A 20,700-nucleotide genomic window follows, 5' to 3' on the forward strand; every position below is an offset into this window, starting at 1 on the left:
TGCGGCGTGAGTGGTTGAGACGTTCTGGACGGGGGCTAGGCTGTCACGTAGGTGTTCGAAGTGTGGTAGGAGCTTCCATGAGCAGCAGCTGACTCAGCATTCGCACTGCTCGCCGCAGACCACGTGTCTGCCGTGTTCACAAAATCCTCCACCACATGGCGGAACTCCGGGTAGGTGAGTTGGCCCGGGTTGAGGGTGCGCAGCAGGACTGGCTTGCCTTGGGCCAGACCAAACACCGCTTCCCGGGTGCCGCGGCGCAGGAAATTTGCTTCCAGAAGCCGGCGGGCGAAGGCAGGGGAAAGCTCTTTTTCCTCCCCTGCCAGAGGGGTAATCAGCGTCATCTGGCCGTTGTCCAATGCCGTGATCTGGAGCGTGAGCCTGTCATCGACGGTGATCGAGGCGCTCGGTTCGCCGGCGGGTGCGGGGAGGCCAAACTCTGTCAGCAACTGCTGGAAGTAGATGAGCGTCGTGGTGGCAGAGGCGTCGATCATGGAGAAGGGAGATTTCGGGGACAGTGATGGCGGGGCGAGAAGGCTTTCATCCACACTCTTGTCATCCGCACTGCAAAGTAACAAAAAAGTGACGAAATTGTTTAGTAGCGCCTCGAAGAAATTTTAGGCGCGGCCAAGAATGCATGAAAAAACTAGAAATTAGCGGAGAAGCGGACAGCCAGCGATGATCATTGTTCTTGGCGAGGCTTCCTCGGATCTGGATGTTACCATATCATCGAAAAATCCCCGCGGAGGAATTGCACCGCGGGTCAAAGGAAGCGTAAGCTCTTTTCATGCTGATGCGCAACGCCCTCCTTCTCTCAATTGGTCTTGCATTGACGGGGCCGGCGGCCGCGGCAGAGACGCTGTACAACAACATCGAGCTTCCGGACGTGTGGCCGCCGCGCGACAGGGATGCCAGTTCCCTCGAACCAATGAGGGTGCCCTATCTGCAGCATCCTCCCCAGGTGATCGCCATCGATGTGGGCCGGCAGCTGTTTGTGGATGATTTTCTTGTCGAGACCACGAACCTGAAGCGCACTTTTCACACAGCGAGGAAGTACGAGGGTAATCCCGTCTTCAAGCCGGAGACGCCGCGTGAACTGGCCGCTTCCTCTGACTGGGAGAAGGATCAGGAGGCGATGACTTTCCTGGGCCAGGGCGGCGTGTTCTACGATCCCGCGGAAAAGCATTTCAAGATGTACTACAATGCGGGCTGGCGTGGGCCGCTCGCGCTGGCCACCAGCACGGACATGCATCGCTGGGAGCGCCCCGAACTGGGGCTGGCTGGAGGGAATACCCTGCTGCCGAACGGGCTGAGGTGGACAGGTGCTGCTCTGACCGCGGGCGGGGCGGACAACAGCGTCTGGTTTGATCTGGATGCCAAGCCCGAGGAACGGGTGAAGTACATGACCTGCTGGACCCAGGTGCCGAAAGATCAACGGGTGACAGGCGTCACGCACACGCTGCATGTCTCCGATGGTGCCAGGAAGTGGTCTGATGGGGTGCCGACGGGACACGCCGACGACTACTGTCCTTTTTCTACAATCCCTTTCGCCAGAAGTGGTGCTACAGCATCAAGCGCGGAGGACCGCGGGGGCGGTCGCGCTGGTATTCCGAAAACAGCGACTTCATGCGCGGGGCTGACTGGTCGGGGGCTGTGTACTGGACGAATGCCGACCGGCTCGATGCGCCGGAACCAGAGGGGCGCTACCCCGGAGCCGGGGAGGCCTCGCAGCTCTACGGACTCAATGCCGTGGCTTATGAGAGCCTCATGGTGGGCGTGCACTACATTCATCGGGGGCCCAAGAATGACGTCTGTAATCGGGGCAAGTTCCCCAAGCTGATCGACCTTGAACTGGGCTTCAGCCGGGATGGTTTCCATTGGGATCGCCCGGACCGTCGGGGCTTCATTGTCGGGTCTCGGACTGAAGGGGCATGGGATCGCGGTTACTTGCAGAGCACGACCGGGGTGTTTGTGGTGATGGGGGATCACCTTATTTTCCCGTACATGGGCGCATCAGGCATCGCGCCCAATGGGAACCGCGGGATGTACACCGGCGGCGCAGTGGGGCTGGCCATGTTGCGCCGGGATGGTTTTGCCTCCATGGACGTGGAAGCAGGGAAAGGAACTGGGTTGCTTGCCACCCGCGCAGTGAAGTTCAAAGGGGGCCACCTGTTTGTGAATGCCAGGACAAGCAAAGGGGAGCTCTGGGCCGAGTTAGTGGATGATGCCGGCAAAGTGGTGGCGGTCTCGAAGAGGCTCACGGGAGATGCCACAAAGCAAAAACTGGATTGGGTGGATCGGCCGGACGTGGCTGAGTTCGCGGGGCGCGCCATGCGTCTTCGTTTTCATCTTACCGAAGGGAGCCTGTATGCCTTCTGGATCACCCCTGATGTCGGCGGTGCCAGTAACGGCTATCTTGGCGCGGGTGGGCCGGAGTATGGTGGGGTGAGGGATGTGGCACCTGCTCGCTGACGTCGCATCCTCTTGAGAGCTTGCAGGTGCATTGCATCGCCTCACGGTTGTGCAATCGCTTGCGCAAACATTGGGCAAATGTAGCATTTGCTCCAATGTTCATCTTGATCCCTTACGAGATTGAAACGTTGCAGCAAGAACGCCCATGGGCCAACTGGCTGATCGTTGCAGCGTGCTCCATCGTTTCTCTATTTGCGTTGTTCGGGCCAGGGCTGGATTCCGGTGAGTTCGATTCGCTGGTTCTGGATGGGTTTTCCTTTCCGGGCATCCTGGGGCATGTGTTGCTCCATGGGGATATCTTTCACCTGTTGGGAAACATGTTGTTCCTCTGGGTGTTTGGAAACGCCATCTGCACGAACACGAACAACTGGATTTACCTGGGCGTCTTCACGCTGTGCGCCTTGATGTCGGCTTCCATCCATGTGTTGATGGATGGCAGTCCCGCGATTGGTGCAAGTGGTGCAGTGAACGGGATGGTGGGCATGATTCTCGCCATGTACCCGCTCAACCGGGTTTATCTCTTTTGGGTCTTCATGATTCGTGGTGGCACCACATCCTGTCGGGCCTGGGTGCTCATTCTCGCCTGGTTCGTTTTTGACATCTGGGGCGCAGTAGGAGGTGGTGAAGGTGTCGCCTATTGGGCGCACATCGGTGGCCTGCTGACTGGGCTGACGACGGGCCTGGTAGGGTTGCACTTGGGGTGGTTCCGCCTCACGGAGTATGACAATCAGTCGCTCCTGGACATCGTCCGGCGGGAGCCGGAAAAGTGAGGCAGTCGGAGCGTCTTTCCTGCGCACAGAAAGCAAGATGCACGACACTCGAAAAGGATTTGTTCTTTGTCTGGTGTCATTGCAGTGTTGCCGGGTCCAGAGCGCTTGGTGACTAAACCTCTTCTGCATTTTGTATGTCCCTTTTCAAACAGCTCATGGATGTCTACGTTTTTGGCAAACACCGGCTGCGGTCCGTCAAGTTGTTGCCACTGGGGAGCACGTTGGATGCGGCCATTGACCTGTATGGCGAGCCGACGGAATCCCAACTATCGGAGCATGCTGCTGAGATCATGACGCATACGATCCTACTGATGACCTGAGATGCATGTTCGAAGGTTACAAAGAGGGCAACGGATGGCAGGTGATGACGGAAGGCTATTGGTATCAGCGTTCAGACGGTAGGGTGCGCTTGTGGTGCAGTGCTATTCCGGCAATCGGCGTCGCCTATACCGACTTCCTCCGGGCGAAGTCCGATTTTGAAACGAAGCACAGTCTCAGTTTGTTGGACCAGTTGGAAGACGTGACTTGGGCTCCGAACAAGGCCATAGAGGAGCTTCAGGCGCAGTATGTCCGCGGTGAAAACCGCAACCTGCTTGATTTTGCCCGGCGGTCTGACCGGATCGCGGTTTCTCCAGATGGCTCTACCGTCTTTGTCGTGCGTCACCATAGGGCCCACGGTGGTCCGGAGGGGTTTAGCGAAACCAATCAACCTCCTGAGGTAGGGGGAACCTCGACCCAAGTGATCAACGTTTTTTCATCGAGCAAGGGCGTTCAAAGCTGGGGCAAAATTACCCTCCCTCGAGATGCGCAAGTGGACCTGATCCACTTCGAAGGGGAAGAATGTCACTTGAGAATCCGCCAGAGCCCCACGGGCAAAATCCTGGCCTGGAACGCCCCTGTACAAACGATACGAAGATTGCAAGGCATAGGAATCTTGCAGCGACCGATGACCGATGAGGCGCTTTGGAAGGAGTTGGAAGACAGCCAACGGAAGGGAGAGGATTGAGCAAGACAAGTCTCCGTCGGCGATGCGGTTCTCCTACTGATGACGTACCCAGTCGGACACAAGTTCGAGCGCTTGGGGAAGGTGCGCGGGCTCGTTGGCGAATCCGGCCACTTCAGACAACCAGAAGACGCCGGTCAGCAGGTGGACCCGTTTGCGGTCTATCGTGCGTGATGTGAGGCTTTCATAGGCACCGATGATGCGGGAGGTGAGGTCCCAGGAGATGAAGTTTGAATAGATGAATTCCTGGTGCAGAGCTCCGAAGCCTGAATCCGCGAAATCGTAAACACCGTTGAGCCTTTGGCTTCCGTGGTCGAAGGCCATGTTCCAGCCGTGCCCGTCGAAAAAGCCGTAAGTAGTGCCATGGGGATCTGGGGCCAAATGCTGCCAGGCGTCGATGGCTCTTTCAGCCGGGCTGCGTAGCTCCGATGGGAGCACTGGCCATGCGTCGCGGAGAATGTCCTCGGGCTCGGGCCACGGGTGGACTGGTGCTGCACCTGCAGCTGCCATGAGGTGATGCTCCAGTGCGTGAAGCTCGGCATAAAGCTGGGCCATGCGACTGGCGAGATCCCCGCGTGCGCCAACTGGAAGGGCGGAGTATTCCTTGGTGGTCAGATGTTCGCCCTTTAGTTTGGCATGATGCGAGAAGAGTGGCGGGCCTGGAAAGAGTGTGAGATCCGGCACGGGCATGGTCACCACAGGTCGGATGACGGACAGAAGGCCTGCCTCGGTTCGGAGGGCTCTTTCTGCTTCCTTATGGCGGGGGAATTTGAAGATGAGCCGGTCATCCACATCCACAGCTACGGAGTGCCAGCCCTTGGTCAGCAGTGAGAACTCTGAGTCGGCAAGATCCGGAAAGTGTTCGAGGATGGTGGTCTTGAAAGCGGGCAGCAGGGCGTCGGACATGAGCAATAACTGGGGACGTGGTGGACGGACGGGCGTCTCTGGCACCCTTTCCGGGTGCAAATTTCTCTTCGCGCTTTCCAGTGGCCGGGCTCTGCGATGCCTTTGGCATTAGGCTGGGGCGCATGCCAATAGTGCTGACGGTGTGCTATGGTGATCTGTGCCTGTCCCCAGGCGGACAAAGATTGAAGCATCTGACGATATCGAAAACACCTTATCCTCGCCAAGCCGATCTTGCCCCATTTGCCTCTCCCCTTTGCGGTCACGTCAACTCTCACGCCGCCTGCCGCCGCTTGCTGAACAAGCCGTAGCGTGGGCTGGAGATGTAGGCGAGGGCAAAAATGACACCCAGCACGAGTACGATGGTGGAACTGATGTGCCAGCCCAGCGGGTAACTCAGGAAGAATGCAGCGACTGAACCGAGCATGCCAATGATGCCGCCTCCGAGGAACAAGGCCCGGGCGGAGTTGGAGAATAAGTAGACTGTGGCAGCCGGGGCCACGAGCAGGCCTACGCTCAGGATGCAACCCACGGCCTGCAGTGAGGAGATGAGCACCAGGATGACGATGCCAAACGTGGCGTAGTTTAGGAAACGAACGGGCACGCCCAGGCTGGCGGCGACGTTGGGCTCAAACAGGAAGATCAGCAGCGGGCGCTGCATGGCGGTGAGCATAAGCACGGCGAGTACGCTGATGCCAAAGGCGATCCAGAGATCCGAGTCCGCCATGCCAACGATGCTGCCAAAGAGCCACTCATCCAGCTTCTGGCGGATGTTTAGCCGCGTCAGCACGATGTACCCGGCAGCGAACCCGGCGGTGTAGAGAATGCCCAGCGCTGTGTCCTGGTCCAGACGGGAGGTTCGAGCCACAAACAACGAGCCCAGCCCGATGAACATGGCGGCAAAGACGGCTCCTGCCAGAGCGCTCCACTGACTGAGTCCAAAGAAGAGCACGGCCAGCGCAATGCCGGGCAGCAGTCCATGTGAGAGGGTGCCAACTTTCAGGGCACTCTTGCGCAGCACCACGAAGGCGCTGGCAAAGCCGTTGGAAAACCCAATCATGGCGCAGGCCAGCAGGGCCCGCTTGGCGGGGGCTTCGGAGATGAAATCGGCGAAAGTGCTCACTTCAGAAAATGAGGAGTGATGAATTGGGAATGATGTATGGAAGAGGGAATGATGTATGGAAGACAAGGTCCGTATCGGCTGAGGAGCGGTCGAAGGCAGAGTTGGAGTTCCGCCTTCAGGCGGTGCATTCAGCTGCTGTAGGTTTCCTCGATCAGTTTCTCTGAGAAGACGTCCTTCACGGGGCCGAAGGCGAATTGCTTCCGTTTGATGACCAGCACCTCGTCAAAGATGTCGGGCACAGATTTGAGATCGTGGTGACTGGCAATGAGGAGCCGGCCTTCGCGAGTGAGTTCCTTGAACAGGCGGATGAGGGTTTCCTGAGCAGGGCGGTCGAGACCGGTGAAAGGCTCATCCAGCAGGAGGACGTGGGCTTCCTGGGCAAGAGCACGAGCGATGAAGGCTCGTTGTTGTTGGCCGCCACTCAGCGCGCTGATCTGGCGTTTCTCCAGATCTTTCAGGTCCATGGCGGCCAGAGCCCGCTCCACGATCTCCTCATCATGGGTGGAGTACTTCTTCCACCAGCCAAGATTGGGATAGCGGCCCATCTCGACCAGGCCGCGGACGGTGATTGGGAAGTTCCAGTCCACATCGCCCCGCTGTGGCAGGTAGGCCAGCTCGTGGCTGCTGCTGACCAGGGGGCTGCCGCGCCAGAGGATTCGTCCTGAGTCAGCCTTGAGCAGGCCGGCCAGGGATTTCAGCAAGGTGCTCTTGCCAGCACCGTTGGGGCCCACCAGCGCCAGGCTGCGCCCGCACTCTGTGGCAAAGTTGATTCCCTCCAGGGCAAGTACTTCACGGTAGCTCACCTTGAGATTGGAGATCTCCAGTCGGTGATGCACGGGACTGTGCGTGCTATGGCCCCAGCACACATGCTCGTGGGTGTGGCTGTGATCATGACCATGAGCATGCGTTTGCCCGTGGTCGTGTTTGGGGTCGTGAGTGGCGTGCATCAGGACAGTTCAGGGATCACCAGACGAAGGAATAGATTTGCGAGAAGGCCGAGTCAGCAGTCCAGTGGGTCTGGGAACGGGCTTCTTTCTCGTCAGGCTCGAGCTCAAGGGTGATGGCAGTGCTTGGAGTGCCGATCGGCCAAGTGGCTTGCACCAGGAGTTCCAGTCCTTCCTTGGGAATCACCAAGCTCGCCTCTGTCGTCATGGTGGCAGCGGGGGCCGCAGTCTTCTCGTCCATGAGCAGTTGGTCGCCCAGTCTCACCGACACCTTTTCTGGCACATGGGCAAATCGCAGCCTCAGGTACGTGTGGATGCCATCGGGGATCGCTGCGGGTTTCCCAGTCTGGGGTTGCACGACTGCAGGGCGGGCAAAGGTCAGGTGGGACAGCGGCACAGCGACCAGGCCGAATGCGATGGCAAACAGCAGCAGATGTAGGGGAGGGAAGCCTCGCATGAAGAATGCAGAATCCGATGAAACGGCTGGTTGTCCAGTAGCAGACCCATCAGGGTTTTAGCGCCTCAACCACGGCGGACACGTTGTGGCGGAGCATGGCCTCAAAGGTGGTGGCGTTGCTGGACGTCCCGTCCGCGATGAGCGGTTTGCCCACTTTCACGCCCGTTTCACGGACGATCTCCTGCAGCACCTTGGGGTTGGCCTGATCCTCAGGAAAGACGGCGCGGATGTTGTTGTCGCGAATGGTCTTGATGGTTTCCACCATGTACTTGGGTGTGGCTTCGTCCTCACGGCCCACTCCCAGTACGGGCACGCTCTTGAAGCCGAATTCCTTGCAGAAGTAGCCGAAGGCCGCATGGGCAGTGACCAGCTTGCGGTCAGCCTTGGGAATGACGGCGATCTGCTGCTGGGCCCAGCTCTTCAAGGTGGTGAGCTTTTGTTGGGCGGCCTCTGCATTGGCCCGGTAGGTGGCGGCATTGGCAGCATCGGCCGTGGAGAACTCGTCCGCCAGTACGCGCGCGGCGCGCTTCATGTTGTCGGCACTGTGCCACCAGTGGGGATCAATGCCGCCAGCGGCGTGAGCAGGGCAGCAAAGGAAAAGATCGTTGCCAGCCTCGATTTTGATGGAGGGGATTGGCTTGCCCACCTCGACAATCTTGGTGGCGGGACCGACCGAGTCCTTGAGCTTGTCCAGATAGCTCTCCAGGTGTTTACCGCTGGCCAGGATGAGAGCCGTGCCCTTGATAGTGGCCAGATCCTTCGAAGTCGGCTCGAAGTGGTGCGCATCCGCGCCGGGCTTGAGGAGGTCAACAACCTCCACCTTGTCGCCGCCTACCTGGCGGGCCAGATCGCCCAGCAAGGGGTGCAGGGTGGCCACTTTCAGCGCGGCTTGGGCGGGCAGTGCCACAAAGAGCGCCGTCAGGACGGGGAGAAGCATGCTGCGAAGGGAAAGTTTCATGGGAAAGAAGATTCGGGTGAAAAGGATACGAACTACTGGGACGAAAATAGCAGGCCGGATGCAGTCCAGCCTGCCAGAGGGTGTCAGAAACAATTGACGATCAGGGGTTAACGAACTTCCGGGCCGCCCCAGTTAAACCCAACCTGTCCCCAGAGGCTGTGTTCATCGCCGAAGTCGTTGGAGTGGTCGTAGTTGTACTGGGTGCGGAAGTAGAGGGTGCGGTTCTTGTTCAGGTACCAGGTGACGGAGGGGCTCAAACGGAATCGTTCATCCAACCCCGCTGCGGCGATTCCTTGGACATAATCTCCACGCAATCCGAACTCGAGGCCGCTGTCGAAGCCGTAGGCCAGGGCGGTGTACATGCCGAACTCATCCAAGGTGCGACGGGCGGGGGCCTCGTGATCATGATCGTGATCGTGGTCATGATCTTCCTCACCCTGGTGGCCAGCTTCCTCCTCATGTTCGTGTTCATGCTCATGTGCATGAGCCTCTGCCACGGCTCCGAAGCGGCGGTACATCGCCTCAGTACGCCAGCGGAAGTAGCTGCCACCGGCTTCCAGACCGTTCTGACGCCAGAGGTACTCCAGATGAATGCCATAGACCTGGCTGGTTCGGCCGAACTCATTGTCCCCCCAGGCTCCGCTGGCTCCGTAGCGGAACTGGTGAAAGTCGTTGTAGTTCCACTGGTTCGTCCAGTTGGCGGTTACAAAGGTGTCGCTAAACAGGCTGCCTTCTGCCTCGAATAGGGCCTCCTCCGCATGCTCGTGCCCCTCGTGTTCATGCTCATGCTCCGGAGCTACGCCCACGCTGACGCTGAGGACGGAGGTCCAGGAGACGGGGAGCGTCCAACTCACCTCACCGCCGATGGTGTAGAGACCATCATCCCCCAGGAATCGGCCGTTTACCAGTGAGCTGTCCACAAAGTCCCAACCATGCATGTGTATGGGGTTCTGCAGGCCGAACCGGCTCAAATACCGGCCACCGCGAAGCTCCAGGCCGCCGGGCAAGTTCTTGATCTTACCAAACCATTCCTCGAACTCGCCATCCCAGTCATCCGTGGCGCGGTCATAGTAGAGGTGGTAGGTGCCGAAGCCCTCCACATACTCACCCGCGCGCAGGGAGGTGCCAAACTCAAAGCCCTGGATGGTCCAGCCATCGCGCTGTGGATCATGGTGGCCGGCACCGAGATGCTCTACCTCATCCGCCGTAGTGCCGCCATACACACTCTGGAAGTGCACGTGGGGGAAAAGGAAGCCTCCGATGTTGGCTCCTTCGCCGGTGAGCCAGTTTACCTCTGGCTTGGCGGGGCCGGAGTGGGCAGGGGCCTCTACCGGGGTGCCAGCTTGGGCCAGCGTAGAGAGGGTCAGGACACTGAACAAGGCGGGCAGTCTCATCGCAAAGGCAGGGCGGGAGGTGGCGGTAGATGCAATCATAGTGCGTTTGGTTATCGCCGTCCACTTTCTCCTGCAATTTTCTTGCATCAAGCATTAACTGCAATGAATTTGCGTTAATGACTGCGATAAGGGTATCAAACGAGAACGCGGAGCTGGAGGCGGGCTTGGATGTGGCGGTGATCGGGGCCGGGCCCGCCGGGCTGGGATGCGCACTGGCGCTCCAGGCCTGCGGCGTGCAGCGTATGGCCATCTTCGACCGCAGTGAAGTGGGGGCCTCCTTTGCGAGATGGCCGCGGCAGATGCGACTCATCACACCCAGCTTCCACAGCAATCCCTTCCGCCAGCCGGATCTGAATGCGATCACCCCCAAGACATCGCCGGCAGACTTCCTGCACGGGGAACATCCCACCGGCCGGGAGTATGCGCTGTATCTCAAGGCCGTAGCCACGCACTATGGACTGCCTGTCCGGGAGGGGACGGGGGTGGAGGAAATAAAAACCTCAAGAGCTGGGTTCGATGTGATTACTTCGAATGGGGTGGTGCGCGCCCGGAACGTGATCTGGGCGGCCGGTGAATTCTCCCGGCCGGATCACGGCGGCATCAAAGGTGCACACCACTGCCGGCACAATGGTGAAGTGGCGGACTGGAGGCTTCTGCGGGGCGGGGAGTACACGATCATCGGCGGCTATGAGAGCGGCATCGATGCGGCGGTGAATCTCGCCTGGTTGGGGAAGAATGTGAAGGTGCTCTCCCGCGGCGAACCGTGGCATGTGAGCAGCCCGGACCCCAGTGTGGCTCTCAGCCCTTACACTATCGACCGGCTCAAGGCGGCGCGGCTGGAGGCTCCGGGAAGCATTCACTTCTACAAGAACGCGGACATCTCTGAAGTCACCCGTCAGCGCGGCCGGTGGAGGGTGCATGATCGGGCTGGGGGAGTGTATGAATCCGAGACCGCGCCGATTCTCTGCACGGGCTTTCATACGGCGTTGCTGCCGGTGCGCCATTTGTTTCAAGAAGCGGAGGGGCAGTTGATCTTCAGTGAAGAGGCGGATGAGAGCACGCTCACCCCGGGCTTGTTCTATAGCGGACCTTCTCTGGTGCATCGCGGCAGCAGCTTCTGTTTCATCTACAAGTTTCGCTCCCGCTTTGGTGTGGTGGCGCGCGCCATCGCGCAGCGCCTCGGACTGCGGTGGGAGACTGCGCTGCGTCCCTGGCAGGATCATGGATTCATGCTGGAGGACCTGTCATGCTGCGTGGATTGCCAGTGTGCGGTGGCGGCGACAGAAGAGCGGGAGGTGCCGCCTGTCGCGGAGTATGAGACCCTGAAGGTTCGGGAGGTGCCTGCGCATGTCTGAGCCTGTATTGACGAACGCACCCAATGCGCTGCCTCCGCGGCTGAAGGATGTGGCCACCGGACTGTACCTGCAGATGTACTACTGGGGTCGGGACGTCCTGCACCCGGGAGGGAATCTGCTGGTGGAGCATGGGTTCCGTCGCATTGCGAAGGAAGGAGTGCATGGCACCAGCCGCTATCAGCGGGAGTTGGAGGGTGGGATCCTCGAACTGCACGGCCATCTGGCCGGCTGGTACCCTGCAGAGGGGGCCGGGCCTGGCATGATCTTTGTGCGGCAGCGCCGGGTCTGTCAGCTTTGCGGGGAGGTGTTGCCCGTGCGGGCGGATCGGGTAGAGGAGGCTCGCATCTGGACGCCTGCGGGAGCCGCAGAGTGGGCCCAGTTGGTCGCCGTCACCTGCACACTTCTGAAGTGGCTCGTCGAGTATGAGGGGTGGATTGCATCCCATCTGGGTAGCTGTCACCGTGCGGCTCAGTACCGGGAGTATCAGATGCTCCCCAAGCGACACTGGTGGCTGCCGCCAGGAACGGCGTCGGACTGGTATGCCGCCTTTGTGTCAGAAAAAGGCACTGTGCCCAGGGCGCGTGCCTGGGGTCGCAGGAACCGGGAGGTTGGCTCATGAACCGTGTGCGCATTGCTGCGTCACCATCCGTGGTGCTGGCGGGTCTGGAGTCAGCAGGGAAGAGCGCTCTCTTTCGCGGACTCACCGGGCATGCCGCTGGCGATGAGGCCAACTACCGCGGATCCACCGTGGTCTGCCGGCGTTGCCAGGTGCCGGATTGCAATTGTGACGTTGTGGACACGCCCGGGATCCGTATCGCGGCAGATGCTGAAACCACCCGACTGGCACTGGCCGAGACGGAAGGGGCCGATGTCGTGCTGCTCGTGGTGCGGGGAACCCACCTAATGCGGGAGATGGAAATCTTGCTGCGGGAGCTGGACTTGCGGGGCAGGCGCAGTGCGGTGGCTGTAACGTTCAAGGATCTGGCCCCGGCCTCCGTGCATGCCATGGTGCAACACTACCAGGAGAGGTTGCAGGTGCCCGTGGTGCTGGTGAATGCCCGTGAACTGGCAACCGGGGAACGACAAGCCCTGCTGCAAGCCATCGAGGAGGCCCGGCCACCCGGGGCCAGGTGGTTGGAACATCCCGTGACGGCTGGCGGGCTGCGAGAGGAGCGGGATCCGGCCGCAACTTGGTTCGAGCACGCAACAGTCGGTCCCGTGCTGGCAGCGTTGCTGGCCGGGGGCATGTTCGCCGGGCCGGTGTATCTGGCGTGGCTGGCGGCCACCTGGTTGCAGCCGGTGGTGGAGAGAGTGTTGATCACTCCCGCGCAGGCTTTGGCCGTGGCGCTATCGCTGCCTCATTGGATGCAGGCTCCACTCACTGGCGGCTATGGTTTGCTGACCTTGGGCGTGTATTCCTTCCTCTGGGCGTTTCCCGTGGTGTTGCTGGTCGGCATCAGTGTGGCCGTGGTGGAAGAGACGGGGTTGAAGGATCGCATGGCCGCCGCGCTGGATCCTTGGCTGCGACGCATCGGGCTCGACAGCCGGGATCTGATGCCGGTGCTGACGGGGTATGGCTGCAATGTCGTTGCCGTGCACCAGAGTCGCGCCTGTGGGGCGTGTTCGCGCCGTGCCTGTGTCTCGCTCATTGCGTTTGGCAGTGCCTGTTCCTATCAGATCGGAGCCACGCTCAGCCTGTTTGGTTCCGCGGGAAGGCCAGGGCTTCTCCTGCCGTATCTGCTGCTGTTGTTTCTGGTGGGCGCTGTGCACACCCGGCTCTGGCATGGAAGAGGTCGCGCCCATCGGCAGGCCCCGTCCACGCTGACCGAGCGGGCCTTTCTGCAATGGCCGTCAGCTCGCGCGATCCTCTGGCGGGTCCGGGCGATCCTGAAGCAGTTTCTCCTTCAGGCCATGCCGTTGTTTCTGGGAATCTGCGTGGTGGCCGCAGGTCTGGATCAACTGGGCGTGCTCACCGGAGTGGGCCAGTGGCTGGCACCCGCCCTCCGATGGGTGGGGCTGCCTGCAGAAGCCGCCACGGCGCTGGTCCTCTCCGTGATTCGCAAGGACGGCATGCTGGCGCTCAATGCCGCTGATGGTACCATCCTGCTCGCCATGAGTGGCCGACAGGTGTTTGTCGCCGTATGGCTCATGTCCACCTTCAGTGCCTGTCTGGTGACCCTGTGGACGGTGGGTCGCGAGCTGGGCTGGCTTGCGGCGTGGCAGTTGTGCTGGAGGCAGATGGTGACAGCAGTTGGCAGTGCGATCCTGATATCGCAGCTTTAGCCCAATGCCATCAGAGGGAAAGCTGGCGAGGTCGATTGTCTCCCTGGAGAACGAGCTGAGGGCTGAAGCCCGGGGTGATTCAGAGATGCTCGTCGTGGACAGGTTTGATGAGTCCGGGCCTTCAGCCCTCAAGGGTTATTTGGTCATCTATTCCTTGGGCGTTGCCCAAGGCTGCAATTAAGCCGGACCTTCGGCCCTTCTGAATGGCATTTCTGTCAGCGGTATAGTGGATGCACTATCGCGATTACTCCTGGCTCTCAGGCGGCCAACCCGGCAAGATTCTCCGTTTCCCTGATGGCATTGACCTTTGCCCCACATCTGCAAAACGCGTTGAGCGGTGTTCAGCGCCGACGGCGCATGAATGCAAGGCAGAGACCGAATAGTGCCAGCAGGGACTTGCCCGGTTCCGGCACGGCCTCGGTGGCATTGACCCCGAAGCGGAGGGTAAAGGGATCACTGATGCTGAAGGTGCCATCTGCCAGCAGGGTGCGGGCGTCGAAGGTGAGGTCATAGATCCCTTCACTGGTGAAAGCCCAGTTCATGTGGCTGTGCTGACCCGGAGCCATGTAGAAGACATCGTCGCTCCCGTTCGTGGCAATGCCATCTGAGGTGTCCATCCAGACGTTGGGCGTGCCAAAGGATCCGCTCACCCACAGGGCAAATTGGTTGTTCGTGCCAGAGCCGGTGTAGGTCACATCCCGCAGGCGGAGCTCCAGCCACTTGCCGGATCCGACGCTGGTGTGGGCCGGGTCCCAGGCCAGGAGGCTCGAGGTGGAGGTCTCCTCCGTGTTCAGCCCCAGCCATACCGTGTTGGGCGTGGCGGACTGGGATTGGGATATCACCCAGATGTCACTGCCCGCAGGAACACCCAGGAAGTCCCAGGTGGTGCCGGAAGGGCGCGAGAGCCGGCTGCCGGAAGGGGCCAGGGCACTGCCAAGATAGAAAAGGGTGTCGGTACCCACCGGATGATCGGAAGCAGGCACAGAGCCAGAGCCGTCATGATGCACCAGGACTGACCAGTCTCCAGAAGCATTGACGTTGTAGCGCAGGTCGGCGTGTCCCGGACCCAGCACCGTGGCGGCGTGGATCGAGGAAATGAGCAGACCGCAAGATACCGCCAGGACGGAGGTCTGACGCACGATGGGTAGGCAGGGGAGCAGGTTCATTGGGGGGATGAAGCAGGGTTTGCGAAGTTGTGGCCGCTGGTGATCCATGACTGGATCTGTGCCGCGGCGAGGTTTTCCACATGACCGTCGGCAAAGAGGTAGTTCGCTGAGCCCTTCGTCCGATCAGGACCGTGCCAATCACCACGGAAGGCGTCCGGTTGGATGTCCGCGAGCATCCTGCCCCACGAATCCCAGCTCTCGGAATGGGTGTGGTCATTGCCGTAGCCCACCCCTTTGGAGAAGTTGATGATGAAGGCCAGTGGCGTGGTCGCGGGCGAGGTCAGCTGATTGATATTGGTGAATCCTCCCAAGCTGCGGCCAAAGGGATCCTGCTGCGCGACGGTGAGGTAGCTGTTCAACACATAGCTGGTGCCATGGGCCTCCAGGCGTTCCTTGCTTTTGGGATCAGCAGGGCAGATCCTCACCTCGTCCACGTGTGCCAGATATTCGGCCAGGCTGAACACCCAGGAGTTGGTGTGGTTGGACGCGTCCAGACCATGCGAGGTCATGGGAAAGTCCCCGTGATGGTCCTGGCAATAACCCAGGATGGCCACGCCCAGCTGCCGCTGGTTGCCCATGCATACGGCCTGTTGAGTCTGCTGGCGGACCAAGCCCGCCCCCGCGAGCACCAAGGTGCCCACGAGGGCGACGATCACCACGGTGACCAGCAGTTCCACCAGGGTGAAGCCTGCGGGTGAGTCAAGTTGGGTTCGATCTGTAACGCAACTGATTTGCATGAAGGCTTGATTGCCTCATGCTCCGCAACTGATCAACTGAAAATGCAATTTAATTGCATTAAGTCGTCGCAATGGCTGCGCCTTCATGGAGCGTCACCCTTCCGCCACATAGCAGGCGAAGACGCTGTTGCGATGCAGCACCTCCCAGGATCTGAACCCGACCTCGCGGCACAGGTTTAGCTGGTAGGGGAGTGATCGTGGAGTGTCCTCCTTGTCGATGTAGGCGAAGACTTTGTCTCGATAGTCAGGGCCGCCCAGGCCGGTGAGGTAGTCGCCGTAGCGGTCCCACATGATCTTCTGGATGGTGGGATCGTCGAACGTGATGAGGTCGGCCACATACAGACGTCCGCCCGGCTTCAACCACCTGCGGATCTGCCGGAAGACGTTCTCCCAGTCCGCGTCATCCCGCAAATGATGCAGCACTGCGCCAGCCACCACGGCATCGAATTGTGATGCCTCGAACTCCAGGGTTCGCAAGTCAGTTTGCGTGGGGTGTACGCTGGCGGCGTCGGCCGCCGCGGCGCGGTCCAGCGCCCGGGTCAGCATGGCTTGGCTCAAGTCCACTAGATGGCAGTGCAGAGGACCGGTCTCCTGCATGATGCGCAGCGTCATATTTCCCGCTCCGCAACCCAGATCCAACAGGGAGCTACCAGTCTGCAGATGACTGCCCGCCACCTTTGCGATCAGCTCCAGCACAAGGGGTGCATCCACCGTGGCCTGCTGGCCAGTTTCCAGTTTGCTGAACCGTTCCACATCGTGATCAAAGCGGGTGCGGATCTCCTCCAGGGTGGATTTTTCTGCCAGTGGGGTGGGGGAGGAAGGGGGAGGATGCATGGAAGGATGGAGGGCTGGAGTTGGATGGGTATGGGCTGAATCGTTTGATCGTGTGCCCAAGGGCATACTGCGCCGCTTCTTGTGATGTGGAATTGCTATGACCCTATCATGGTGATACGGTTTGCGTATGACGCGCTTGGAACGACCAGAGATGCGGGAGCTGGAGTGCTTCCTGGCGGTGGCAGAGCACTTGAACTTCTCCCGCGCTGCCCGGAGCCTGGGGCTGTCCCAGCCGCCCCTCACGCGGCACATTCAGGCGCTGGAGGGGAGGGTGGGCTGCCGGTTGCTGGAGCGGGATACTCATTCGGTCTCGCTGACTGAGCCGGGCCGCCGGTATCTGGAAGATGCGCGGGCAGCGCTGGCCATCCTGGACCGGGCGTCAGAGAGTTTGCGGCTCGCCAGAGAGGGGGTGACCGAGAGGCTTCGCCTAGCATTCGTCGGGGCTCTGCTGGATGATCCGCTGGTTCGACTGTTCCAAAAATTCCAGGAATCCCATCCCAGGTGTCACCTGGAGGCCTCAGACCTGGCACCCGCAGCCCAGGTGGAGGCCATTCTTTCCGGCGAGCTGGACGGCGGCTTCATGGGAGCGCGGCCGGAGAAAGTGCCGCGCGAGCTGGATCTTACCGTGTGGCGGGAGGAAGAGTTGCTGCTGGCCGTGCCTGCGGGGCATCCCCTCGCCGCGGGGGATGCGGCAGGGGTACGCACGGGACTTTCTTGGAAGGCGCTCCGCGGGCAGTCGTGGGTCATGGTTTCCCGGGAAGCGGCGCCAGCCTTTCGTCAGCAGTTTGCCGGGCTCTGTGCACAGACTGGCCTGGGCACGGTGAAGATCGTTCAGGAGTCAGAGCGCGTTACCGCCATCCTGGCCATGGTCGCGGTGGGAAGCGGCATCACCCTGGTGCCGGAGGGGGCGGGACGCATCATCACCCATGGCGTGACGTTTCTGAAACTGGCCCGGCCGGTCCCACGGCTCCAACATGCTTTTGCCTGTCGGCGGAGCGGTTCCCCACCCAGTACCATAAAGGAATTTCTGAGGCTCCTCGTCGCCGCATCCGATCCCCGGCCTCCCGGCTCCCGCAGGTAACGGTGAAGTTCAACTTTTGTCGCGGTGCTGGTACAATTGCGTCAGTCCAGCCACATGGAGCCGTTCGCCCTTAAGCCCCCTCTGGGTTTCTGCGGCTTCTCTGCTCCGCCTCAATCCCCCCTCCCGTGAGCTCCGACAGACATCTCCATCCCCTGGCCCCCGCCGCCGTGAAGTCCGACAAGGATCTGGTGGAGGAGGAATCCCGCCCTGTATCACGACGTGACCTGCGTCCGGTCATCCGCAAGCTGGAGGTACTGCTCGGTGAGGCGCTGGCAGAGGCGAACAAGAGCGGAGTAGGCCTGCCGCTTTCATCCCTGGTCATCGTCATCGACGAAGCGATCAAAGAGGCTTCTGACCTGGAGTATCGCGCAAAGTTTCCTAAAACCGTGGAAGGCGTGTTTCTCAGTGGCATCTATGACGAGCTCGTGCAGCAGCCGAGCAACATCTTTGACATCGTGACCCGCTCGGATGGCAAGAGCTACTATGTCCCCCTGAGCAGTGGGGTGTGGATCCGGTGTCTGCAGGAGGTGCGGAAGTCGCTCATGGTGGACCGGCCGCAGGAGGGGTGATCTTGTCAGCATTGCTGGCGACGGAGGTCTTGAGGTAGGCCGCAAAGTGTGGCAGCAGTGGTGGATGCAAGCAGTGGCCCAAACCGGACGCGGCAGCGAAGGTATTTCGCTGCGGCCGTACCGAGAATCCGACCTTGAGTCTGTGGTACGCCTCTTCACAGACTCGGTGCATCAGCTTGCACGCGATCACTATGATGTGGCGCAGCGTGACGCATGGGCACCGCGTCCGCCTGACCTGGCGGGTTGGAGGCTTCGGCTTGCGGGCCCGACGACTCACGTGGCCGAGGCGGGTGGGAAACTGCTTGGCTTCATTTCCTATGAACTGAATGGTCACGTGGAACTTTTGTACACTGCGCCCCTGGCAGCGCGTAGGGGCGTGGCTTCAGTCCTCTACCATGAGGCCGAGGTGGCGCTGGTGGCACGTGGAGTGAGCGAGGTCTTCACGGAAGCCAGTCTGGTGGCGCGGCCGTTCTTTGAGCGCCAGGGATTCTCCGTGACGGAGGAGCAATACGTGCAACGTCGTGGACGGAAATTTCTCCGGTATGCGATGAGAAAATCGCTGGTTGACCAGCGACCCAGCGCCGTGAATTGTTAGGTCGACTAATCGGTGTAAAATCATGGCTCCTCGTGCCTACAAGATGACAGTTGTCCGGATACCGCTTCTGCTGGTGGTCACTTTCTTGTTGGGTGGGTGCTCCGATTCGGACACGGTGACAAGTCGCTATCCATCCCGGGCTGATGCAGAGGCGGACAAGTTGTTCGAACGTGGCTGGCTGCCGGCAATCATTCCGGCTTCAAGCCGGGACATCACCGTCAGCAATGATCTGGATCTCAATCTTTCTGAAGGGGAGTTCTTCTGCTCACCAGGCGAAGTCGTTGAGTTCGTCCGGCATCTGCAGGGGGGAAATGTGTCGGAGCAGGGTTATAGACTCTACACTTATACCGATGGAGGCTGCACGTGGACCTTTGTGGTGGATGCCGGGGCGGGGCACTGCAAGTATCGGATGCATTTCCAGGAGCGCGACGGTTGACGCGGTGCAAAGGGTGTCCTCACTGTTGAGGGCTGCCGGACAGATGCTTCAGCTCCAGCTTTTGATTCTATGATGATTCGCCTTTTAATATCTGGCGGCCCGGGATCGGGTTGCACCACCGCCGCAAAGGCGCTGGGCGAGCGGTTGGGCATTCCTGCGGTTGATTCCGACACCTATTTCCACAAGCCAACGGATCCGCCCTTTCAAGAGCAGTACACGCTGGAGGAAAGGCGCGCCCTGCTGAGGCCTGTGTTGGATCCTGAGCGCAGCTGGATTCTCAGCGGCTCTGTGGCGACGTGGGGCCTTCATGCATTGGCGCCCACTCACGGGGTCTTTCTTAACACTCCCAAGGCCATCCGGTTGCAACGGTTGTTGGACAGACAGCGCGCCCAGTTTGGATTCCGCATTGATCCGGGAGGCGACCTGCAGGAGGAGCATGACGCCTTCCTGGAATGGGCGGCTGGCTATGAAGAGCGGGTGGGGGCGGGACGAAATCTGGCGACCGACCGGGCGTTTGTGGAGTCGCAGTCCGCACGGTTTGTTGAAGTGGATGGCGAGGAGACTCTGGATGAAATTGTGGCGAGGATCGGGGAGTTTGTTAAGGCGTGATAGACAACTGATCGCACATTTTGTGTGCAGCGATTTGCAGATGTCGTTTGCTCAAGCTTGAGTAGTCAGGTACTAGGGACTTCGCAATGGCAACTCCAGCATCACCCAAGGTTGGCAGGCTAAATCGTCTGCGAACCGTCCTCTTTGTCATTGCGGCTATATTTGTTGCGGCGATCTGCTGGTATCGAGACTTTCCAGCCATTCCCAACTCGCGCCCTGTGCAGATTGAGAAGGCGCTCTATGGAAAGGGAGCCCGGTGCTACGTTTACTCACTCGGTGGTTTCATTAACCGGGAATACCTTTGGAGGATTGACGGATCACCTGCTGCCATCGCTGCGGTGATTGCGGAGCTTGAGATGGAAGAGGCTAAAACAATTCCTGTTTCATTTTGGAAGATGCCACCCTACTACTGGCCTCGCCAACTATCGGAAGGTGCCAAACCCTATGGGAGTGCTGGTTTTGTGAATGAGGAGCACGGAAATGATGGTGAGCACTATTTCCTGCTGCATGACACGAAATCGAACCGCGCCTATGTCTGGTTCAAGGACAACTTCTGATTGTCCTCCCGCGTGTGTATCGTGCGGGAGGAATGAAATGCTGCTGGCAGCAAAGGAGCTTTGGAGACGGGCATCTACACAACGCTTTCGGAGTGGGCAACCGACTGAAATCGGAACAGCGATCCTGGGAAGGTTGAGAGCGTTTGGGCCGCGTGTTGATTGGTGCTCGATGACGCAAGCGCCAGGCTGAAGCTTGCAGACGCTTCAGCTAGTGCCTCCTTACGTCGACAACTACAGGAGCGCTGGGTGGTTTGGTGATCAAAAATCAGTGGGTGGGAGTTGAGGCGTGATTCATCGGGGTGTGTGCGGATGCGAAGGGGACTTGATGATGCCTTGGGCCGCGCGACCGTCCAGGCCGGTCGTAGTTGTCGACGTGAGGAGAACGAACCAATCGCGCGCGTTTTGGGGTGGCCGCCAAGGAACCGGCTCTGGCTAGTCAGCCTCAGTCCAAAACTAG

The 20,700-nt window shown here is 60.1% G+C and carries 24 protein-coding genes; 14 read left to right on the plus strand and 10 right to left on the minus strand.

From position 1 onward, the window contains the following. Nucleotides 1-35: 35 nt before the first annotated feature. Nucleotides 36-491, minus strand: a complete 456-nt coding sequence (locus BV034_RS09390) for a type III secretion system chaperone (protein ID WP_050026341.1) — start codon at nucleotides 489-491, stop codon at nucleotides 36-38. 293 nt (nucleotides 492-784) lie between these two features. Between BV034_RS09390 and BV034_RS09395 the strand changes: the two genes are divergently transcribed. The 5 genes from BV034_RS09395 (at nucleotide 785) to BV034_RS09415 (ending at nucleotide 4,245) form a co-directional block, all read left to right on the plus strand. After that, the gene (locus BV034_RS09395; protein WP_050026343.1) at nucleotides 785-1,837 is read left to right on the plus strand and encodes a hypothetical protein; all 1,053 of its coding nucleotides are present in this window, start codon (nucleotides 785-787) and stop codon (nucleotides 1,835-1,837) included. Beyond that, nucleotides 1,774-2,469, plus strand: a complete 696-nt coding sequence (locus BV034_RS09400; RefSeq protein ID WP_265592807.1) for a hypothetical protein — start codon at nucleotides 1,774-1,776, stop codon at nucleotides 2,467-2,469. Before BV034_RS09395 ends, BV034_RS09400 begins: the two co-directional genes overlap by 64 nt. A gap of 95 nt (nucleotides 2,470-2,564) precedes the next feature. Then, nucleotides 2,565-3,239, plus strand: coding sequence for a rhomboid family intramembrane serine protease (locus tag BV034_RS09405; RefSeq protein WP_050026346.1), 675 nt, complete (start codon nucleotides 2,565-2,567; stop codon nucleotides 3,237-3,239). A 134-nt stretch (nucleotides 3,240-3,373) separates the two neighbouring features. Then, complete coding sequence (locus BV034_RS09410; protein ID WP_050026347.1) at nucleotides 3,374-3,559, plus strand: hypothetical protein; 186 nt, start codon at nucleotides 3,374-3,376, stop codon at nucleotides 3,557-3,559. A 5-nt stretch (nucleotides 3,560-3,564) separates the two neighbouring features. Next, nucleotides 3,565-4,245 (plus strand): hypothetical protein, encoded by a 681-nt coding sequence (locus BV034_RS09415; protein ID WP_050026348.1) that lies wholly within the window; start codon nucleotides 3,565-3,567, stop codon nucleotides 4,243-4,245. Nucleotides 4,246-4,278: 33 nt separating this feature from the next. Here the strand turns inward: BV034_RS09415 and BV034_RS09420 are convergent, their stop codons facing one another. From BV034_RS09420 to BV034_RS09445, 6 genes are all read right to left on the minus strand, one after another. Then, nucleotides 4,279-5,148 carry an aminoglycoside phosphotransferase family protein gene (locus BV034_RS09420; RefSeq protein ID WP_050026350.1) on the minus strand — a complete coding sequence of 290 codons (870 nt, stop codon included), beginning with the start codon at nucleotides 5,146-5,148 and terminating at the stop codon, nucleotides 4,279-4,281. A gap of 271 nt (nucleotides 5,149-5,419) precedes the next feature. Next, nucleotides 5,420-6,268 carry a metal ABC transporter permease gene (locus BV034_RS09425; RefSeq protein WP_050026351.1) on the minus strand — a complete coding sequence of 283 codons (849 nt, stop codon included), beginning with the start codon at nucleotides 6,266-6,268 and terminating at the stop codon, nucleotides 5,420-5,422. 128 nt (nucleotides 6,269-6,396) lie between these two features. After that, on the minus strand, nucleotides 6,397-7,215 hold the full coding sequence (locus BV034_RS09430) for an ATP-binding cassette domain-containing protein (RefSeq protein WP_050026353.1): 819 nt from the start codon (nucleotides 7,213-7,215) through the stop codon (nucleotides 6,397-6,399). Between the two features lie 16 nt (nucleotides 7,216-7,231). Then, nucleotides 7,232-7,669 carry a hypothetical protein gene (locus BV034_RS09435; protein ID WP_050026355.1) on the minus strand — a complete coding sequence of 146 codons (438 nt, stop codon included), beginning with the start codon at nucleotides 7,667-7,669 and terminating at the stop codon, nucleotides 7,232-7,234. A 49-nt stretch (nucleotides 7,670-7,718) separates the two neighbouring features. Next, nucleotides 7,719-8,627, minus strand: a complete 909-nt coding sequence (locus BV034_RS09440) for a metal ABC transporter substrate-binding protein (protein ID WP_050026356.1) — start codon at nucleotides 8,625-8,627, stop codon at nucleotides 7,719-7,721. A gap of 107 nt (nucleotides 8,628-8,734) precedes the next feature. Then, nucleotides 8,735-10,060, minus strand: a complete 1,326-nt coding sequence (locus tag BV034_RS09445) for a hypothetical protein (protein ID WP_050026359.1) — start codon at nucleotides 10,058-10,060, stop codon at nucleotides 8,735-8,737. A gap of 77 nt (nucleotides 10,061-10,137) precedes the next feature. Here BV034_RS09445 and BV034_RS09450 point away from each other — a divergent pair, with 77 nt between their 5' ends. From BV034_RS09450 to BV034_RS09460, 3 genes are read left to right on the plus strand one after another with little or no spacing between them, the layout of a single operon-like run. Next, entirely contained in the window at nucleotides 10,138-11,376 is a 1,239-nt protein-coding gene (locus BV034_RS09450) for an NAD(P)/FAD-dependent oxidoreductase (RefSeq protein ID WP_063768720.1), read from the plus strand. After that, nucleotides 11,369-11,995, plus strand: coding sequence for a hypothetical protein (locus BV034_RS09455; RefSeq protein WP_050026361.1), 627 nt, complete (start codon nucleotides 11,369-11,371; stop codon nucleotides 11,993-11,995). The genes BV034_RS09450 and BV034_RS09455 overlap by 8 nt, the downstream gene beginning before the upstream one ends. Beyond that, nucleotides 11,992-13,659 (plus strand): nucleoside recognition domain-containing protein, encoded by a 1,668-nt coding sequence (locus tag BV034_RS09460; RefSeq protein ID WP_050026363.1) that lies wholly within the window; start codon nucleotides 11,992-11,994, stop codon nucleotides 13,657-13,659. Before BV034_RS09455 ends, BV034_RS09460 begins: the two co-directional genes overlap by 4 nt. A 341-nt stretch (nucleotides 13,660-14,000) precedes the next feature. Here BV034_RS09460 and BV034_RS09465 read toward each other — a convergent pair whose 3' ends face one another. The 3 genes from BV034_RS09465 to BV034_RS09475 all read right to left on the minus strand — a co-directional run bounded on the left by BV034_RS09465 (nucleotide 14,001) and on the right by BV034_RS09475 (nucleotide 16,396). Further along, nucleotides 14,001-14,825 (minus strand): choice-of-anchor M domain-containing protein, encoded by an 825-nt coding sequence (locus tag BV034_RS09465; protein WP_050026365.1) that lies wholly within the window; start codon nucleotides 14,823-14,825, stop codon nucleotides 14,001-14,003. Beyond that, the gene (locus BV034_RS09470) at nucleotides 14,822-15,562 is read right to left on the minus strand and encodes a type II secretion system protein (RefSeq protein ID WP_050026373.1); all 741 of its coding nucleotides are present in this window, start codon (nucleotides 15,560-15,562) and stop codon (nucleotides 14,822-14,824) included. Before BV034_RS09470 ends, BV034_RS09465 begins: the two co-directional genes overlap by 4 nt. Before the next feature lie 93 nt (nucleotides 15,563-15,655). Then, nucleotides 15,656-16,396 carry a class I SAM-dependent methyltransferase gene (locus tag BV034_RS09475; RefSeq protein ID WP_050026375.1) on the minus strand — a complete coding sequence of 247 codons (741 nt, stop codon included), beginning with the start codon at nucleotides 16,394-16,396 and terminating at the stop codon, nucleotides 15,656-15,658. Between the two features lie 127 nt (nucleotides 16,397-16,523). On the opposite strand from BV034_RS09475, the gene BV034_RS09480 reads away from it, so the two are divergent. The 6 genes from BV034_RS09480 (at nucleotide 16,524) to BV034_RS09505 (ending at nucleotide 20,243) form a co-directional block, all read left to right on the plus strand. Beyond that, nucleotides 16,524-17,477: a LysR family transcriptional regulator gene (locus BV034_RS09480; protein WP_050026377.1), complete on the plus strand. Its 954-nt coding sequence runs from the start codon at nucleotides 16,524-16,526 to the stop codon at nucleotides 17,475-17,477. A 125-nt stretch (nucleotides 17,478-17,602) separates the two neighbouring features. After that, complete coding sequence (locus BV034_RS09485; protein WP_050026379.1) at nucleotides 17,603-18,046, plus strand: hypothetical protein; 444 nt, start codon at nucleotides 17,603-17,605, stop codon at nucleotides 18,044-18,046. A gap of 103 nt (nucleotides 18,047-18,149) precedes the next feature. After that, nucleotides 18,150-18,641, plus strand: a complete 492-nt coding sequence (locus tag BV034_RS09490; protein ID WP_343123287.1) for a GNAT family N-acetyltransferase — start codon at nucleotides 18,150-18,152, stop codon at nucleotides 18,639-18,641. Between the two features lie 22 nt (nucleotides 18,642-18,663). Further along, on the plus strand, nucleotides 18,664-19,077 hold the full coding sequence (locus BV034_RS09495; RefSeq protein WP_050026381.1) for a hypothetical protein: 414 nt from the start codon (nucleotides 18,664-18,666) through the stop codon (nucleotides 19,075-19,077). Between the two features lie 69 nt (nucleotides 19,078-19,146). Beyond that, nucleotides 19,147-19,686, plus strand: a complete 540-nt coding sequence (locus tag BV034_RS09500) for an AAA family ATPase (RefSeq protein WP_050026387.1) — start codon at nucleotides 19,147-19,149, stop codon at nucleotides 19,684-19,686. 86 nt (nucleotides 19,687-19,772) lie between these two features. Further along, the gene (locus BV034_RS09505) at nucleotides 19,773-20,243 is read left to right on the plus strand and encodes a hypothetical protein (protein ID WP_265592809.1); all 471 of its coding nucleotides are present in this window, start codon (nucleotides 19,773-19,775) and stop codon (nucleotides 20,241-20,243) included. Nucleotides 20,244-20,700: the final 457 nt, after the last annotated feature.

It is taken from the genome of Verrucomicrobium sp. BvORR034, from assembly GCF_000739635.1.
GTDB lineage: Bacteria > Verrucomicrobiota > Verrucomicrobiia > Verrucomicrobiales > Verrucomicrobiaceae > Verrucomicrobium.